We start from the raw sequence: 16,780 nt of genomic DNA, 5'->3' as shown, positions 1-16,780 counted from the left end.
AACATGACGAAATTCCCTCTTCTGAGCAGTAAGATTTCCGGCCTGTTACACGGCGCGGATTACAACCCGGAACAGTGGCTGAAAAGCCCGGAAGTACTGATTCGCGATGTCGAAATGATGAAAGAGGCGCGCTGTAATGTCATGTCTGTCGGGATTTTCAGCTGGTCAGCGCTGGAGCCTGAAGAAGGACGTTATACCTTTGACTGGATGGATCAGGTGCTGGACCGTTTGCATGAAAACGGCATCTCGGTGTTTCTGGCCACGCCAAGCGGCGCGCGTCCGGCGTGGATGTCACAAAAATATCCGGAAGTATTACGCGTCGGGCGCGACCGCGTAAAAGCGTTGCACGGCGGGCGTCACAACCACTGCATGACCTCGCCGGTGTACCGCGACAAAGTGCAGCAGATGAACACGGCGCTGGCAAAACGGTATGCGCATCATCCGGCGGTGATCGGCTGGCATATCTCCAACGAATATGGCGGCGAATGCCATTGTGATTTGTGTCAGGAACGGTTCCGTGGCTGGGTGAAAGCCCGTTATGAAACCCTCGACGCGCTGAACAACGCCTGGTGGAGCACTTTCTGGAGCCATACGTATACCGACTGGTCGCAGATCGAATCGCCGTCGCCGCAGGGCGAAACCGGGGTGCATGGTTTGAATCTCGACTGGCGTCGCTTTAATACCGATCAGGTCACGCGTTTTTACAGCGAAGAGATCCGCCCGCTGAAAGCCGAAAACCCGGCATTACCGGCGACCACCAATTTCATGGAATATTTCTACGACTACGATTACTGGAAACTCGCCAGCGTGCTGGATTTCATTTCGTGGGACAGCTACCCGATGTGGCACACGCGAAAAGACGATATCGGGCTGGCGGCGTACACCGCGATGTATCACGACCTGATGCGCACGCTCAAAAAAGGCCAGCCGTTCGTGCTGATGGAATCGACGCCGAGCTTCACCAACTGGCAGCCGACCAGCAAACTGAAAAAACCGGGGATGCACATTTTGTCCTCGCTACAGGCGGTCGCGCACGGTGCGGATTCGGTGCAGTATTTCCAGTGGCGCAAAAGCCGTGGCTCTTCCGAGAAATTCCACGGCGCGGTGGTTGATCACGTCGGGCACATCAATACCCGCGTCGGTCGTGAAGTGGCGGAACTCGGCACAATCCTCTCGGCCTTAGCGCCGGTCGCGGGCAGCCGCGTGGAAGCCAAAGTTGCGATCATATTTGACTGGGAAAGCCGCTGGGCGATGGACGATGCGATGGGGCCGCGCAACGCCGGATTGCATTATGAAAACACCGTGGCCGCGCATTATCAGGCACTGTGGGCGCAGGGCATTGCGGTTGACGTGATTAACGCTGACTGCGCACTGGACGGTTACGACTTAGTCATCGCCCCGATGCTGTACATGGTGCGCGAAGGCGTCGGCGAGCGGATCAGCGCCTTTGTGCAGGCAGGCGGGCGCTTTGTCGCCACTTACTGGAGCGGCATCGTCAACGAAACGGATTTGTGTTTCCTCAACGGATTCCCCGGTCCATTGCGTCCGGTGCTGGGCATCTGGGCGGAAGAAATCGACAGCCTGACAGACGAACAGCACAACAGCGTTTGCGGTATTGAAGGCAACGCGCTGGGGCTGAACGGGCCGTATCAGGTTTCCGAATTGTGCGAAGTGATCCACCTCGAAGGCGCGGCAGCGCTGGCAACCTACGGCGATGATTTCTACGCCGGAACGCCTGCGGTGACCGTGAATCTGTACGGCAAAGGGCAGGCGTATTATGTGGCGTCGCGCAACGATCAACAGTTCCAGACGGATTTCTTCACCGCGCTGGCGAAAGAGATGAACCTGCCGCGCGCCATCAGCACGACGCTGCCGGAAGGTGTCACCGCCGCACGCCGTACCGACGGCGACAGTGAATTCATCTTCCTGCAAAACTATTGCAGCGACAGCCAGACTGTCAGTTTGCCGGGCGATTATCAGGATATGGTTCACGGCGGAATATTGCCGCACAAATTAACGTTACCGGCATTCGGTTGCCAGATACTGACGCGTAAAGTCTCCCGATAATTTTTAATCACAAACGTGCAGCGGGGAATATTCCCTTCTGCACGTTTTTTCATTTCTGAAAGAGGGTATTCATTATGGTTAATATTAAAGATTTCATGCATGTCTTTTCCGCAAAGAATAAAAACCCTAAAGATGACGTTCCGCCGTCAACGGACGTAGCGTTATTAATTGATGCGTTAGGCGGACGCGAAAATATTATTAACGTCGATGCGTGTATCACACGACTGCGCGTTACGGTGAAAGAACTCAGGCGGGTTAACTCCGGTGCTATCCAGCAGACCGGCGCGATTGGCGTGGTGATCATCGGGCAGGAAGTCCATGCGATATTCGGTAAACAGTCCGACAGCCTGAAGAAATTAATGACCGAGAAATTTGGCTTAAAAGGTCAGTAATTGAACCAGGTTTTAATTTGGCGTATTAAATAAAAGAAGAGCATTGAAATAAATAAAGGCAGCCCGACACAAGGCTGCCTTTATTGTTTCTTGCTTTATTCTAAATAATAATGATGCTGCTGTGCGGGTACAAAAACGTCACGATCCCCTACAAGAGAAAATGCGTTAAACCCTGAGCGTTAATTACAATGAGGTTTTTAATAAATATAACTTCTTACTTTTCCCTTAAGTCATTGCAGGCGCGGCAAGGCGGCAAGTGAGCGAATCCCGATGAGCTGACTGATGTCAGTGATTCGGGTGAGCAAACGAAGCTAACGCAGCAGCGGCTTCAAGGACGACAGGGAATTACCACCAGGCTTCTACCTGCACACCAAAGTTCCAAGTATCGGATTTGGTGTGGTCTTCAAACGTATTGCCGTGCTCTGAATCATTCAGGTAAGAGGCGAACACGCGCAGTTCCGGGCGTGACATAAACTCAGGACCGGCCGCCAGACCCATCGCCAGCGTATATTTCTGCCCGCCTTGCTTATAGTTAGTGCCATTTTTGTAATCGTCTTTCTGGTAGAACGTACCGACTTCACCGATGGTGCGCACGTAATCCGTCCACTGATATTGCGCACGGCCAACCAGAGAAACCAGTTCTGTCGTATCGGTATAGTCGGTGATGTTTTCCGCATGGCCGTATGTCAGAACGTGATTGAGGCTGAATTTGCTGGTGATCGGTATAAGACCGGTGATGATGCCGCGATAACCGCTGGCGTCGTTGGTGTAGTTCCACATGTCATACCAGCCGCCGCCCTGGGAAATCATGTTCTGCGCCAGACCTTTGTTGGCATACTGTAAAACCAGCTTGTTGTAGCCGCCCCACATATCCTGGCTGATTTCACCGGTCAGCATCACACCATTTTCCGCGTCATACAGGCCGCCGTAGTCTTTCTGATCGTGCGTCAGGTTTGGCATGGCGTAGTCGGCACCGACTTCCATCCACGCGCCGCTCCACGGTTTGATACCGGCATAACGCACGTCGATGTAGTTGATATTGACATCGTTATCGCCGTCTACGCGGTAATCCACATCATTGGCATCGCCGCGGATCCAGGCCACAGACAGCGCGCCTTCGCCCATTTTCAGGTTTTCCACACCGGCGCCAGCACCGGAAATGTTCCAGTATTTGGTATCGATGATATGTAAATCATGGCGCTGGTAATAACGTTTACCACCCCAGATCACCGCATCTTTGTCCCACGGCACCAGCCCTTTGATTTGCAGATTCAGCTGACGCAGGCCAAATTGCGCATCATCATTGAGTGTGTTTTCGTCATCGTTGGACCCGTCGGACACCATGCTGACCATGGAATCGACGTAAAAACTCACATCGTCCTTTTTGTAAACTTCACTGCCCAGTTCGATTTCGCCGTAAGTGTCATTTTCGTTGCCCAGACGACCGACTTTGTTTTTCTGAAATTGCTCCAGACTGCCGCTGCCGGAAACGCCCAATCCGGAGCGCAGATATCCATGAAAATCAATGTCGTTAGCCACTGCGGGGCCTGTCACCAGCCCAAGAGAGACCGCCACAGCCAGAGTACGTAAGTTGTGTTTCATTATTTTTCCTTATTTATGTATTACGTTCACATTTACGGAATCTATAAGATACCCAGAAACAATAATGATCAATTTAACACAGTGTGAATTGTGAAGGAGATCTACAACTTGTGTGTTTAAAATAAACGTCTGGTGATTTAAATCACGAATTTAACGAATGTTAACGTATAACTTTTAAGTCAAACGGTTCTCAGATTGAACTTTTAAATGAGATCCCGTACTTTGGCTCGATTATCATGAGATTGCGTAAAATCACGGGCTGCAAAACGGGAAAAGCATGAAATCGAAAAGTTCGACATTAGAAGACGTTGCCCGCTATGCCGGTGTTTCCTATCAGACGGTTTCGCGTGTTTTAAACAAGTCGGCCAATGTGTCCGACGCCACGCGCCAGAAAGTTGAGCAGGCGATTGAAGTGCTGCGTTATGTACCCAACCGGCTGGCGCAGCAGTTAGTGGGAAAACAGAGTTTTACGATCGGGCTGGTGACAACCTCGCTGGCGCTGCACGCACCGTCGCAAATTGCCGCTTCGGTGAAGAAATATGCCCATCAGGCCGGGTATCAGGTACTGATTTCGATGATTGACGAGGACGTGAATCAGAGCATTCAGGACTCCATTAACGAGCTGAAATCCCAGCGGGTTGAGCGCGTGATCATCAACATCCCGCTGGAAAGTGCCGAGGCCGAACGCATTTACGAGAACAACCGCGACATTCTTTGCCTGTTCCTGGATGTGGATCCGACCAGCCCGGTGTTTAACGTCTGCTTTAATCCGGCCGATGGTTCCCGCGCCAGCGTGGAATATCTGCTTGATTTGGGGCATCGGGAATTTGCCTTGCTGGCCGGGCCGGAAGAGTCGGTGTCTTCGCGCCTGCGTCTGGAAAGCTGGCAGAAAACGCTGACCGAAAAAGGATTACAGCCGGTGACGGTGGTTCACGGCGACTGGAGTGCCAAAAGCGGTTACTACGGCGCGTTGCAGATTTTGCGCGAGACGCCGCAGTTTACGGCCCTGCTGGTAGGGAATGACCAGATGGCGCTGGGCGTGATCAGCGCGCTGCATCAGCACAACGTGGCGATCCCGCAACAGGTTTCTATTATCGGCTACGACGACACCTACGACAGCGCATTCTTTCATCCGGCGCTGACCACGGTTTCTCTGGATCTCGATTTGCAAAGCAAAGAAGCCGTCGGGCTTTTGCTGGCAACGGAGCCGGACACGACGTCGCGTATTTTGCCTGCGCAACTGGTCGTGCGAAACTCCACGCGCGCGCCGGGACAGCCGGACAAAGACCTTAACCAGATCGCCGATCAGCTCGATAAACTTGCCCGACAGCTGCGCGGCCAGTGATGTCCGGCAGATGTAAATAAAGATTTCAGAATGCTTTTGATAGCGTTTAAGATATGAAAAATTTCAAACGATAAACAAAAGGATATGACGGAATGACCGTATGGCAGTGTTTTGTTCGGGGCTGGAAAGGGTACGTGAAGTTTGAAGGGCGTGCGACCCGCAAAGAGTTTTGGGTGTTCACGCTGGTCAATATCTTGCTGATGATTTTGCTGACGGGGACGGTGGCGACCGTGATGGCGCTGGCGGGAAACCCTTACGGCGTGTTCTATGCCGGTATGGCCTACACCATTTACGCGCTGGCGCTGGCATTACCTATTCTGGCGGTCGGCATCCGCCGCATGCACGACATCAACCGCTCCGGCTGGTGGTTCGGCGGTGTTTATCTGGCAGGAATTGTGTCGCGTTTGCTCAACATGATCCTGATGGAATACGCGTCACCGGAAACCTATGTCTGGATGAAAATTACGCTGGGTATCGTGCTCGGCTGGATCCCGCTGCTGGTGATGATTTACCTGTGCTGCGTGAAATCCAAACCGGCACCGGAAGCAGATAACCGCATCGTTCGTTAAGCACATTTTCAACGGGGGTTTGCCGCCAGCCGCGCGGCAAACTCTTCCAGTTTTGCCAGCCCCCACGGCCATTCTCCGAAACCCGATTCCACATTGATATGCCCGGCCTCGCCGATATCCACCAGCTCGCAGCCCCACGCCTGCGCCCAGAACTGTGCGCGGGTAAAAGGCAATAACGGATCCGTATGGCTGGCGACCAGCAGACCGGGAACCGCCAGCGGCTCAGGTAAAATGTCATCGTCCAGACCAAAACGCATCGGTTCAGCGGGGGCGACCAGCATCACGCCTGCGCAAAGCGGCGGATGGCGGTTCGCCCACACCAGACTGGCAAGCGCGCCAAAGCTGTGGCCAATCAGCAGCAACGGGCTTTTAGCCAGCTTCTGCTCGCGGTCAATGGCGGTGATCCAACCTTCGAGATCCACCTGCGCCCAGTCGCGCTGTTTCACCCGCAGCCACTGCGGATTTTGTTCATGCCAGCGGCTTTGCCAGTGTCCGGCTTCGCTGTCGCGTAAACCGGGAACCAGCATCCGCGTGATGTCTGCATTCTCATTCATTGCGGGAAAGCCATCAGTACGGTCGCGATTGCCAGCAAATCGGCACTGCCGCCGGGGCTGAGATGCCGGGATATCAGCGCCTGATCCATCTCCTGTAAATCCTCTTTTTGCCAGCCGCTTTTCAGCAACTTACGGGCATAATCCTGAACAAAATGCAGCCCGCTCAGCCCGCCGCGTGACACCAGATTCGTATCGGGATTAAACGCCATCAGGCGCAGCAGGGCGTTAAGACCGCGGCGTTCAGGCTGGGTTTCTGTCTGCCAGTAAGGCAAAACATGGCGGCGCAACGTCACGAATCCGCTCTGCACTTCGCCGCGCGCGCCGGTCATGCCGTGCGCCTGAAACAACCGTTCTCCTGCGGTCACCGGCTGGCGGCAATGTTGTAATTCCCGTGCCACCAGCCCTTGCGTGAGCGCGGCCACTTCGGCGCATAACGCCGTGCGGGTCAGCAGTTGCTGACGGGCGCTGATCCGGCCTGCCGCCGTACACAAAATTCCCAAAGAAAAAATGCCGCCTTTGTGCGTATTAATGCCGTTTGTAGCGCCGAACATCGCCTGCTCGCAGGCCAGACCGGCAGGGCGGATCCGCTTCAGCACAGATGTTGCCGGTTGCGCTGCGTCCTGCTGGCCGAGCCGGTAAAACTGATGCAACCACGGCGTAATCGCACCGATGCTACGCAAAAACATCGGCAAGTCCATGTCACTGTGTGAACCGTTATTGGCGCTGTCCACCAGACCGGGTTTAGGCGTCAGCCAGACTTCCTGGCGGAGCGCGTCGGCCGCCAGTGTGGCGATGTCGGTGCAAACCTGCGGTTCAGCGAGTGCGATGCCAGCCATCAATCAGCGCCTCCACTTTTGCGATCACGTCGGGCAACGGATGCCGGCGCGAACGCGCACAGGCGTGTGCGGGGCCGTCGCAGATAAGACACCGGCGGCTGGCGTTATCCAGCGACCGGCGGCCTACAACGCCAGCCTGCGGGCAGATCACATCGAAATCCCATAAACGCCCCAGCGCATGCGACTGTTCAAGCGCTACGGTAGCGGCTTTCACTTCCGGCGCCGGGTGCTCAATGCTCCAGAACGCTTCCGCACCGGTCGGCAACCAGAATACTGCATGCCTCAGCACCGGCCAGCCACGTTGCAACAGCAGTGTTTCCGCCGCGCCCAGCGCTTCGCGCATAACCTGGCGATAACTCACGCTGTCTTTCACCGCGCCGGGCGTCACCAGCGTGAGGGAAATCAGGGTGTGTGGGAATTGTGTCAGCCAGTCGGTTTGCCGCTGCGCACGCTTTTCCTTTGCCGCCAGCAAATCCTCCAGACTGACGCCTGCATTGGCAGGCGTCAAAATCGTCATTATGCGTCCTCTTTGACCTGATGAACGACGTCAATCACGCTGCCGTCGCGGTAACGGATCACGCCCACCACGCGCTGCGTAAACTCAATCGGCTTCGGCTCGCCGGTCAGGGAAATGGCACGCTGATACAACGTTTCGATGTCCATGATTTTCATGCCAGCTTCTTCGAGTCGCTGGCGGATTTCAGGGCGTGCCGGATTGACGGCGATCCCGTGGTCAGTGACCAGCACATCAATGCTTTCGCCCGGTGTGACGCGGGTTGTGACACGGCGCACGACGGTCGGAATGCGGCTGCGCAGAAGTGGCGCAACCACAATCGTCAGGTTGGCGGCGCTGGCGACGTCGCAATGGCCGCCTGATGCGCCGCGCATCACGCCGTCGGAACCGGTAATCACGTTCACATTAAAATCGGTGTCGATCTCCAGTGCGCTCAGAATGACGATATCCAGCTGATCGCAGCTTGCGGCTTTGGCCCCCGGATTGGCGTAAACATTGGTGGAAATTTCAATGTGCTGCGGATTGCGCCCCAGCGATGCTGCGGCCTGACCGTCAAAACATTGCGTATCCAGCAGCGTTTCGATCAATCCTTTTTCGTGCAAATCCACCAGACTGCCGGTGATGCCGCCGAGGGCAAAACGCGCGGTGATCTGGTTACGTTCCATCTTTTCTTCCATGAAACGGGTGCAGGCCGTTGCCGCCGCGCCGGAACCGGTTTGCATCGAAAAACCGGGCTTGAAATAGCCGGAATGTTCAATGACTTCGGCTGCCGTGCGGGCAATCATCAGCTCGCGCGGATTGCTGGTTACGCGCGCTGCGCCCACGCTGATTTTTGCCGGGTCGCCGACCTGATCGACTTTTACGATGTAATCCACCTGATCCTGCACCAGGCTGGCGGGCATGTTAGGGAAGGGCACCAGTTCTTCGGTCAGCAGTACGACGGTTTTGGCGAACTGCGCATCCACCATCGCGTAGCCCAGCGAACCGCAGCAGGATTTGCCGTGCGTACCGTTGGCGTTGCCGAATTCGTCACTGCACGGAACACCCAGAAAGGCGACGTCAATGTTCAGCTCGCCGTCTTGTAATAATTTCACCCGACCGCCATGCGAATGGATCTGTACCGGTTCTTCCATCAGGCCGTGCGAAATGGCGTCGGCCAGTTTGCCGCGCATCCCCGAGGTATAAATGCGGGTAATCACGCCGCTGCGGATGTGTTCGATCAGCGCGTCGTTGCAGGTCATCAGAGAGCTGGACGCCAGCGTCAGATTTTTAAAACCCAGACGCGCCAGCGTGCCGACGACATGATTAATCACCTGATCGCCTTCGCGAAAAGCGTGGTGGAAGGAGATAGTCATGCCGTCGTTCAGGCCGCTGCGGGCAATAGCCTGTTCCAGCGAATCGCATAATTTACGATGCAGGCGCGCATCGGGATCGGACAGATACGGCGTGGTGCGGTGCGCACCGTCGAAAGCAACCAGATGCTTCATGCCGGGATATTGGCTGTGCAACATTTCTGTTAAATGGCTCATTCTCTTCATATTCCTGTGCAAAATTGAGGGCTAGCGACGCACGCCGGAGGCGCTGGCGCGTTCAAGCACCACTTGTGCGTGGTTGATGATCGGGCCATCGATCATCTTGCCGTTGAGCGAAATTACGCCGAGGCCTTTGCGCTCGCCTTCTTCTGCGGCGGCGATAACGCGACGCGCGTAATCCACGTCTTCCTGCGTCGGCGCGTAAGCGTTGTGCAGCAACTCAATCTGGCGCGGGTTAATCAGGGATTTGCCGTTGAAACCCATTTTGCGGATAAGCTCGACTTCACGCAGGAAACCGGCTTCATCGTTGATATCGGAATACACCACATCAAAGGCGTCGATACCGGCGGCGCGTGCTGCGTGCAGCACGGCGCAACGGGCGTAGAACAGCTCAGTGCCGTCACCGCGCTCAGTTTGCATATCCATCACATAGTCGAAAGCGGCCAGCGCGATGCCAATCAGACGCGGCGAACAGCGGGCAATGGCGACGGCGTTGATGACGCCAATAGCCGATTCGATGGCGGCCATGACTTTGGTGGAACCGACTTCTCGCCCGCAGTCTTTTTCGATGCGTTCGATGTGCGCTTCCAGCTCGAAAATATCTTCCGGCGTATCGGTTTTCGGCAGACGAACCACGTCCACACCCGCGCGTACCACGGCTTCCAGATCCTTCAAACCAAACGGCGTGCTGAGCTGATTAATGCGCACGACGGTTTCGATATCTTTGTACATCGGGTGTTGCAGGGCGTGGAACACCAGAATGCGGGCGGTGTCTTTTTCGCGCAGGGAAACGGCGTCTTCCAGATCAAACATGATGGAATCAGGACGATAGATAAATGCCGTGGATAACATGGCGGCACTGGCCCCTGGCAGGAACAGCATGCTGCGGCGGAGTTTTTTCATCGTAACGTCTCCCAGTGAATATCTTCTTCCTGTGCTGCACGCAGTACCGCGCTTTGCACGCGGGCGCGGATAACGCAGTCGAGCGCGCCTTTATCTTCAATAATCAGTAAGCCTTCTTTCACGCCAAGGGCTTCAAGCGTTTCGTTCACAACGCGGCGGATCTGGTCGCCAAACTGCTTGATCACTTCGCTGTTGATCACCACGCTCAGCTCGCTGGCCGGGGCGATTTTTACCAGCAAATCGCTGGATTCAACCGTACCTGCCAGCGCCTCCTTCACAATTTTCATTCGTTTTTTCCTGCTTTAACAAAGAGTGGTAGAAATAATAAGTTCATCGCTGCGCGCCGTTTCGGCGGGCGCTTCAGCGCAATAATGGTGTTCAAGGTGTGCATACGTGCTGGGCGGAACGATGTCGCGGATGCGCGGTAACTGACAGGTTTTCAGCAATGCGCGGACTTCCGAGGCTGAAATCGCGATGCCACCGGCATGGCGTTTGCGCGGCAGTTCAATAACGGTCAGCGGTTTTGAGGCCGAACGGGAGGGCGTTTCCAGCCAGTCGTGCATGTCACAGTTGTACTGATGCGTGACCGGGCAAAAGGGCTCGCTGCCGACAAAACGATGCGTGATGCCCAGCGCCGGGGCGATATACTGGCGGAAAATCAGCAGATCCATCGCGCTCCAGGTCTGGTTCACCAGCCCGGCATCTTTAAGGAAATAACCGGGAAACGTGGCGCGTGAAATCATGTACTCAGAACCGGCGTGAACCGTGACATTCGGCAAATCGGCGACGCCCTGACGCACCATTTCCAGCCTTTCCTGAAACGGGAAATACGACACGTCTTCGCTGACCACAAAAACGTGCAGCCAGTCGCACGTCGCCGCCGCCTGTTCCGCCAAATAACGATGGCCGAGCGTGAACGGATTGGCATTCATCACTACCGCGCCAACGCGCTGACCTTCGTGATAATGGCGCTTCAGGGCGCGGCAATAATGGCTGATGCCGACCGGCGTGTTTTCCATCAGCACCGCGACGTTGTCCCACTGCACCAGCGGGTAAAATCCGCAGCCGCGAAAGCGTTCCAGATTGCCGGGACGGGTGTAGAGAAACAGGTGGAGTTTGCCGCGCTGAACCGCAAAGTTTTCGACTTCACTGAGCAATCTGGCGCTGAGATTTTCGCCGCGCCAGTCTGCCGCCACAGCCACGCACTTGATGGTGTTACTGACCAGACCTGCACATCCGATCAGCCGTCTGCCGGAAAGGGCCACTACGAAATACTCGATATCATCATCCATGCCCAGCTGGCTTTGATGCAGCAGGGCGCGGATATCGGCCAGCAGGCCCTGAGGTGCCTGGCTTGTGGTGATGACGTGAAAGTCGGGTTCGTCACGGCTGAACATAATGCATTCCTGATATCGGGTATTGTTCAAATAACTCGGAGCATGCCGGGCACGAAGCCCGGCGTTTAACACGTTAATGGGCGGCCGGTGCATGGCTCACCTGACGGTCCGCGGCAACAATCACGTTGCTGAGATGACCGATTTTTTCGATTTCCACTTCAATGCGGTCGCCGGGTTTCATAAACAGCGGCGGTACGCGTTTCTTGCCCACGCCGCCCGGAGAACCGGTGATGATCACGTCGCCTGCGCTCAGTGAGGTAAAGGTACTGATGTACTCAATCAGCTCGGCAACCTTGTGGATCATGCTGCGGGTGTTGTCGTCCTGAACCATATTGCCGTTCAGCCAGGTACGGATTGCCAGCGCATGCGGATCAGGAATTTCATCCGCCGTGGTCATCCACGGGCCAAAAGCACCGGTCTGCCGCCAGTTTTTACCGGCGGTAAACCAGGTGTGCTGCCAGTCGCGGGCGGAACCGTCCATGTAGCAGCTGTAACCGGCAACGTGGGAAAGGGCGTCTTCGTGGGAAATATTTTCGCCCGCTGACCCGATGATGACGGCCAGTTCGCCCTCGTAATCAAACTCAACCGAACGGCTGGGTTTGATGATCGGGGAGGCGTGGCCGGTTTGTGAGTCAGCAAAGCGGACAAACAGCGTCGGTGCCGGATTGTGCTGATCGAACTCTTTGCGTTTTTCAGCGTAATTCATGCCGACGCAGAGAATTTTTTCCGGATTCTGAATGACCGGCAAAAAAGTCAGGTCGTCAAAGCTCAGATCTGCCGGTCGGCTGGCCAGTTCCTGCGCCTGTGACAGTGCGTCGCCCGCCAGCAGAGCTTTGAGGTCGGGATAACGCTGGCCGAGAAGGCGGCCGAGGTCGATCATGCCGCTCTGCGTTGCGATGCCGTAGGACTTGCGCCCCTGATAAAGATAACTTGCCAGTTTCATAAATATGTCCTGAATTGAATCAATCAAAAATCACAATCGTGCTTGCCGGATACCGCTGTCAGACCAGGAAATTCCCCAGAACCAGCAGGGCTACCGAAACGTTGATCGCGCCGCCGATGCGGGTCGCGATTTGTGCGAAAGGCATCAGTTGCATACGGTTGCCCGCCGTCAGAATGGCGACGTCACCGGTGCCGCCCTGACCGCTCTGGCAGCAGGACACGATGGCGACATCAATCGGGTGCATACCGATTTTCTTGCCCACGAAGAAGCCGGTGGCAACCAGCGCTGCGACCGTGCTGACGATGACCAGCAGATTTGAAATAGTGAACGCGGCGACCAGCTCGTTCCACGGCGTGATAGCCACGCCCACGGCAAACAGAATCGGGTAGGTCACGGAAGTCTGGAAGAATTTGTACACCACCTGCGAACCTTCAAGCAGGCGAGGTGAAACGCCGTGCGCCAGCTTGAGCGCCACCGCGGCAAACAACATGCCGACCGGTGCAGGCAGGCCAATCAGTTTGTGTAACAGCATGCCGACCATGTACAGCAGAACCGCCAGCAGGGCGCCTGCGGCAATGGTGGTGACATCGGTTTTACCGCTGGTTGCCGACAGCGCGCTTTTATCTGCGGTGGCATTTTTGGCGGAAGGCATCAGCTGGCCTTCACCGGTCAGATGCGGATAACGTTTACCGAGCTGATTGAGTGAGCCCGAGATAACAATGGCGGTCAGGCCACCGAGCATCACGATAGGCAGAATGCGGCCCAGCGCCACGCCCTGATCCATATGCAGCAACGTGGCGTAGCCGATAGACAACGGGATTGCGCCTTCACCCACCCCCCCGGCCATAATCGGCAGGATCAGGAAGAAGAAGATCTGGAAAGGTTCCATGCCCAGTGCCAGCCCCACGCCCATCCCGACCAGCATGCCGACCACTTCACCGCACAGCATCGGGAAGAAAATACGCATGAAGCCCTGAATGAGCACTTTGCGATCCATGCTCATAATGCTGCCGACAATAATGCAGCAGATGTAGAGATAAAGGATGTTGGTGCTTTTGTAGAATTTCGTGGTGGATTCGACCACTACGTCCGGCAGCAGGCCGTAATACACCAGTGCGGAGGGAATGAAGGTCGCGCAAATCGCCGCGGCGCCCATTTTGCCGATGAACGGCAGACGTTTACCGAACTCGCCGCAGGCAAAGCCGAAGAACGCTAACGTCGCCACCATCACTACGATATCGCTCGGCAGTTTGCCGTCCAGACAGTCGATGGCAATCAGCACACCGGCCATCACAAACAGTGGTAAAGGAATAATGCCAATTTTCCAGGTGTCGAGAATGTGCCACCATTTATCTTTTAATGAGAGCTGTTTTGCAGGTACCGAACCCGCGGGAACAGAATAAGTGTCGTCGGTTGTACTCATGATGAATCCCCTGTGTCAATTTGTGCAGGGAGTGTAAGAGAGATAATAACCGGTATTATGTGAAGTCCCGCAAGTTAACACCGGTATTTTAAAGGAGTGAAAGGTTTTTATGGTTTTAATTAACTCTTAGGATTTTCCTTAATATATTTTTCTGTGGTTTTTATGGTGTTATTTGTAATTATAATATTACTGTTAATTTATGGTGAAATAACTGTTGTGAACTTTGCCATCAGCCGCAGGGGGCTTGCTGCGCCTGCGGTTGTTCTGCGGCGTGCCTCGCAACTTTGATTTTCCCGTCTGACAGAAATAGCCCCGGATGATAAAGTACCGTCATTGTTAATAATTATCTCAGCGCTCTTTATAACGGATGTCCCGATGCGGTTTCGACCCTCTTTCCAGATAAAGCTTTTTATTTATCTTGTGGTTTTATTCGTCACGCTGTTTTCAATAGTGGGGATTTATTACTATCACGATATTGAACGTCAGTTATATGAAGATATGGGTGTGCGTGCAAAAGTACAGGCAGAAGAAATTGCACTTATACCGTCGTTAATTACCGCAGTGGAAAATAAGGATGTTTCTGCAATTAACAGACTGATGAGGAATATATCCGCGCACAGTGACGCGAGTTATATGGTGATTGGTGACGGAAAAGCGATGCATCTTTTCCATTCCATTTATGCCGATCGCGTGGGTAAGGCGCTGGTCGGCGACGACAACGTCGATGTGCTGGCGGGTAAAAGCAGCACCACCGTGCGCCTCGGCGGTATCGGGCTGTCGCTGCGCAGCAAGGCGCCGATTTTAAATGCGCAGGGCCACGTCATCGGCATCGTCTCTGTGGGGTATCTGACCAGCCACATTAATACGCTGACCGTCGAGAAAGCCATCCGTATTCTGGTGGCCGCCGCGACGCTCCTGCTGGCGCTGTTTACGTTCTCGTGGTTTTTCTCGCGCTCGATTAAAAAGCAGATGTTTTCGCTGGAGCCGCGTGAAATCGGTCTGCTGGTTCGTCAGCAAAAAGCGCTGATGGAATCCATTTACGAAGGCGTGATCGCAATTGACGGGCAGTCGCGTATTGCCGTGATTAATCAGGCGGCGAAAAAACTGCTGAATCTGGACGTACCCTCGCGGGAACTGCGCGGAAAACCGCTGGAAGAGGTGATTGCGCCGGTCAGCTTTTTTGATCGTCAGGTGATGCTGGAGAAAGATATTCACGATGAAATCTGCCTGTTCAACAACCTGACAGTGGTCGCCAGCCGTGTGCGGATCATGCTTGAAGATCAGCTTCAGGGATGGGTGATTACCTTCCGGGATTGCAGCGACATCGATCGCCTGAGCATTCAGCTCAGTCAGGTGCAGCGTTATGCCGATAACCTGCGGGTGATGCGCCATGAGCAGCTTAATTGGACGGCAACGCTGGCCGGGCTGTTGCACATGGGCCGTTACGATGAAGCGATCCGGTATATCGAAGCGCAATCGGAAAGTGCGCAGGAACTGCTGGATTTTGTCTCGGCGCGGTTTTGTTCGCCCAGACTGTGCGGATTGCTGCTGGGGAAATATGCGCGTGCGCGTGAAAAGGGCGTAGAACTGACCTTCGATCCGGCGTGTGAATTAACGCATTTGCCCCCGACGCTGAGTGAAACAGAGCTGATGTCGGTTATCGGTAACCTGCTGGATAACGCCATCGAAGCCACCCTGCTGCGCGGCGAAAATGCCGGGCCGGTTGAGGTATACATCGTTTCTACCCACGCGGATCTGGTGATCGAAGTCGCCGATCAGGGCGTCGGTATTGCGCCGGAGCGACGTGAGCAGATTTTCTCGCTCGGTGTGACTTCCAAACGGGAAGGGGATCACGGGCTGGGGCTGCATCTGGTTGCCAGCTATGTCAGCCACGCGGGTGGCACCATTGAAGTTTCTGATAACTCCCCGACGGGTTCTGTTTTCTCTGTCTTCATACCTAACGGGCTGCCGGTCCATTCAACCGGAACAACGGGAAAAGCATAAATGATTCAAGCTGAAATGATTGACGTAATGATTGTGGAAGATGAAAACCAGCTGGCGCAGCTGTACGCCGAGCTTATCGATAATCACCGCTGGCTGCGGCTGGTGGGGATGGCCTCCACGCTGCGGGAAGCGAAGGTGCTGATTGAGGAAAAGCGGCCGCAGCTGTTACTGCTGGATAACTATTTGCCGGACGGACAGGGGATTTCCCTGCTTGAAAACGATGTGCTGAAGAAAACGCATTGCTCGGTGATTTTTATCACGGCGGCCAGCGACATGAACACGTGCAGTCAGGCGATTCGTTCTGGTGCATTTGATTACATTCTCAAACCGGTGTCCTGGAACCGTCTGCAACAGTCGCTGGAGCGGTTCATTCAGTTCAGCCAGACGCAGCGGGCGTGGAAAGTGGTCGATCAGCAAAACGTCGACAGTCTCTATCAGTTACAGGCCAAAGACTTCACGCCCAAGGCCGGAAACAAAGGCATCGAAGAGAACACGCTGAATTTGGTAGAAGCGATTTTTATGCAGGATGCCGGGCGCTGTTATTCGGTCGATGAAGTGGTCAGTGAAACGAAGTTAAGTAAAACCACCGCCCGCCGGTATCTCGAGCATTGCGTTCAGAAAGGGGATTTGCGGGTGGAAATGCTGTACGGGAAAATCGGACATCCCCGCCGGATGTACCGGCGGGCGTAATGCAGGGCG

The 16,780-nt window shown here is 54.9% G+C and carries 16 protein-coding genes; 6 read left to right on the top strand and 10 right to left on the bottom strand.

Annotated elements, in window-relative coordinates:
- Window positions 1–3: 3 nt before the first annotated feature.
- On the top strand, window positions 4–2,067 hold the full coding sequence (locus tag KWG64_RS05965) for a beta-galactosidase (protein ID WP_218521237.1): 2,064 nt from the start codon (window positions 4–6) through the stop codon (window positions 2,065–2,067).
- A gap of 74 nt (window positions 2,068–2,141) precedes the next feature.
- On the top strand, window positions 2,142–2,459 hold the full coding sequence (locus KWG64_RS05960) for a glucose PTS transporter subunit EIIB (protein WP_195812664.1): 318 nt from the start codon (window positions 2,142–2,144) through the stop codon (window positions 2,457–2,459).
- A gap of 345 nt (window positions 2,460–2,804) precedes the next feature.
- On the opposite strand, the gene KWG64_RS05955 is transcribed toward KWG64_RS05960, so the two are convergent.
- The gene (locus KWG64_RS05955) at window positions 2,805–4,061 is read right to left on the bottom strand and encodes a maltoporin (RefSeq protein WP_152326838.1); all 1,257 of its coding nucleotides are present in this window, start codon (window positions 4,059–4,061) and stop codon (window positions 2,805–2,807) included.
- A 277-nt stretch (window positions 4,062–4,338) separates the two neighbouring features.
- On the opposite strand from KWG64_RS05955, the gene KWG64_RS05950 reads away from it, so the two are divergent.
- Window positions 4,339–5,406 carry a LacI family DNA-binding transcriptional regulator gene (locus KWG64_RS05950; RefSeq protein ID WP_165058031.1) on the top strand — a complete coding sequence of 356 codons (1,068 nt, stop codon included), beginning with the start codon at window positions 4,339–4,341 and terminating at the stop codon, window positions 5,404–5,406.
- A 92-nt stretch (window positions 5,407–5,498) separates the two neighbouring features.
- Window positions 5,499–5,975, top strand: a complete 477-nt coding sequence (locus tag KWG64_RS05945; RefSeq protein ID WP_218521236.1) for a DUF805 domain-containing protein — start codon at window positions 5,499–5,501, stop codon at window positions 5,973–5,975.
- An 8-nt stretch (window positions 5,976–5,983) separates the two neighbouring features.
- Here the strand turns inward: KWG64_RS05945 and KWG64_RS05940 are convergent, their stop codons facing one another.
- From KWG64_RS05940 to KWG64_RS05900, 9 genes are all read right to left on the bottom strand, one after another.
- Entirely contained in the window at window positions 5,984–6,529 is a 546-nt protein-coding gene (locus tag KWG64_RS05940; protein WP_218521235.1) for an alpha/beta hydrolase, read from the bottom strand.
- The gene (gene citG, locus KWG64_RS05935; protein WP_218521234.1) at window positions 6,526–7,365 is read right to left on the bottom strand and encodes a triphosphoribosyl-dephospho-CoA synthase CitG; all 840 of its coding nucleotides are present in this window, start codon (window positions 7,363–7,365) and stop codon (window positions 6,526–6,528) included. Before citG ends, KWG64_RS05940 begins: the two co-directional genes overlap by 4 nt.
- A complete protein-coding gene (gene citX / locus KWG64_RS05930; protein ID WP_218521233.1) occupies window positions 7,343–7,882 on the bottom strand; it encodes a citrate lyase holo-[acyl-carrier protein] synthase in 540 nt (179 codons plus the stop codon). Before citX ends, citG begins: the two co-directional genes overlap by 23 nt.
- Complete coding sequence (gene citF / locus KWG64_RS05925) at window positions 7,882–9,408, bottom strand: citrate lyase subunit alpha (RefSeq protein ID WP_218521232.1); 1,527 nt, start codon at window positions 9,406–9,408, stop codon at window positions 7,882–7,884. The genes citX and citF overlap by 1 nt, the downstream gene beginning before the upstream one ends.
- 30 nt (window positions 9,409–9,438) lie before the next feature.
- Window positions 9,439–10,314, bottom strand: a complete 876-nt coding sequence (gene citE / locus KWG64_RS05920) for a citrate (pro-3S)-lyase subunit beta (protein WP_101075837.1) — start codon at window positions 10,312–10,314, stop codon at window positions 9,439–9,441.
- Window positions 10,311–10,601, bottom strand: a complete 291-nt coding sequence (citD, locus tag KWG64_RS05915) for a citrate lyase acyl carrier protein (protein ID WP_218521231.1) — start codon at window positions 10,599–10,601, stop codon at window positions 10,311–10,313. The genes citE and citD overlap by 4 nt, the downstream gene beginning before the upstream one ends.
- 15 nt (window positions 10,602–10,616) lie before the next feature.
- On the bottom strand, window positions 10,617–11,711 hold the full coding sequence (gene citC / locus KWG64_RS05910) for a [citrate (pro-3S)-lyase] ligase (protein WP_218521230.1): 1,095 nt from the start codon (window positions 11,709–11,711) through the stop codon (window positions 10,617–10,619).
- Between the two features lie 73 nt (window positions 11,712–11,784).
- Window positions 11,785–12,654 (bottom strand): fumarylacetoacetate hydrolase family protein, encoded by an 870-nt coding sequence (locus KWG64_RS05905; protein WP_218521229.1) that lies wholly within the window; start codon window positions 12,652–12,654, stop codon window positions 11,785–11,787.
- Between the two features lie 58 nt (window positions 12,655–12,712).
- Entirely contained in the window at window positions 12,713–14,077 is a 1,365-nt protein-coding gene (locus KWG64_RS05900; protein ID WP_152326848.1) for a 2-hydroxycarboxylate transporter family protein, read from the bottom strand.
- Window positions 14,078–14,452: 375 nt separating this feature from the next.
- Between KWG64_RS05900 and KWG64_RS05895 the strand changes: the two genes are divergently transcribed.
- The gene (locus tag KWG64_RS05895; RefSeq protein WP_218521228.1) at window positions 14,453–16,081 is read left to right on the top strand and encodes a sensor histidine kinase; all 1,629 of its coding nucleotides are present in this window, start codon (window positions 14,453–14,455) and stop codon (window positions 16,079–16,081) included.
- A 3-nt stretch (window positions 16,082–16,084) separates the two neighbouring features.
- Complete coding sequence (locus tag KWG64_RS05890) at window positions 16,085–16,771, top strand: response regulator (RefSeq protein WP_195824705.1); 687 nt, start codon at window positions 16,085–16,087, stop codon at window positions 16,769–16,771.
- Window positions 16,772–16,780: the final 9 nt, after the last annotated feature.

Origin of the sequence: Rahnella sp. PD12R (assembly GCF_019200965.1) — a bacterium.
Lineage (GTDB): Bacteria > Pseudomonadota > Gammaproteobacteria > Enterobacterales > Enterobacteriaceae > Rahnella > Rahnella laticis.
Note: the sequence above shows the minus strand (reverse complement) of the source record. Positions and strands in the feature narration are given on the sequence as shown.

Bases quoted from the DNA above. Each gene is read 5' to 3' on its own strand.
- KWG64_RS05965 (WP_218521237.1), top strand. From the start codon at position 4: ATGACGAAATTCCCTCTTCTGAGCAGTAAGATTTCCGGCCTGTTACAC.
- KWG64_RS05960 (WP_195812664.1), top strand. From the start codon at position 2,142: ATGGTTAATATTAAAGATTTCATGCATGTCTTTTCCGCAAAGAATAAA.
- KWG64_RS05955 (WP_152326838.1), bottom strand. From the start codon at position 4,061: ATGAAACACAACTTACGTACTCTGGCTGTGGCGGTCTCTCTTGGGCTG.
- KWG64_RS05950 (WP_165058031.1), top strand. From the start codon at position 4,339: ATGAAATCGAAAAGTTCGACATTAGAAGACGTTGCCCGCTATGCCGGT.
- KWG64_RS05945 (WP_218521236.1), top strand. From the start codon at position 5,499: ATGACCGTATGGCAGTGTTTTGTTCGGGGCTGGAAAGGGTACGTGAAG.
- KWG64_RS05940 (WP_218521235.1), bottom strand. From the start codon at position 6,529: ATGAATGAGAATGCAGACATCACGCGGATGCTGGTTCCCGGTTTACGC.
- citG (WP_218521234.1), bottom strand. From the start codon at position 7,365: ATGGCTGGCATCGCACTCGCTGAACCGCAGGTTTGCACCGACATCGCC.
- citX (WP_218521233.1), bottom strand. From the start codon at position 7,882: ATGACGATTTTGACGCCTGCCAATGCAGGCGTCAGTCTGGAGGATTTG.
- citF (WP_218521232.1), bottom strand. From the start codon at position 9,408: ATGAGCCATTTAACAGAAATGTTGCACAGCCAATATCCCGGCATGAAG.
- citE (WP_101075837.1), bottom strand. From the start codon at position 10,314: ATGAAAAAACTCCGCCGCAGCATGCTGTTCCTGCCAGGGGCCAGTGCC.
- citD (WP_218521231.1), bottom strand. From the start codon at position 10,601: ATGAAAATTGTGAAGGAGGCGCTGGCAGGTACGGTTGAATCCAGCGAT.
- citC (WP_218521230.1), bottom strand. From the start codon at position 11,711: ATGTTCAGCCGTGACGAACCCGACTTTCACGTCATCACCACAAGCCAG.
- KWG64_RS05905 (WP_218521229.1), bottom strand. From the start codon at position 12,654: ATGAAACTGGCAAGTTATCTTTATCAGGGGCGCAAGTCCTACGGCATC.
- KWG64_RS05900 (WP_152326848.1), bottom strand. From the start codon at position 14,077: ATGAGTACAACCGACGACACTTATTCTGTTCCCGCGGGTTCGGTACCT.
- KWG64_RS05895 (WP_218521228.1), top strand. From the start codon at position 14,453: ATGCGGTTTCGACCCTCTTTCCAGATAAAGCTTTTTATTTATCTTGTG.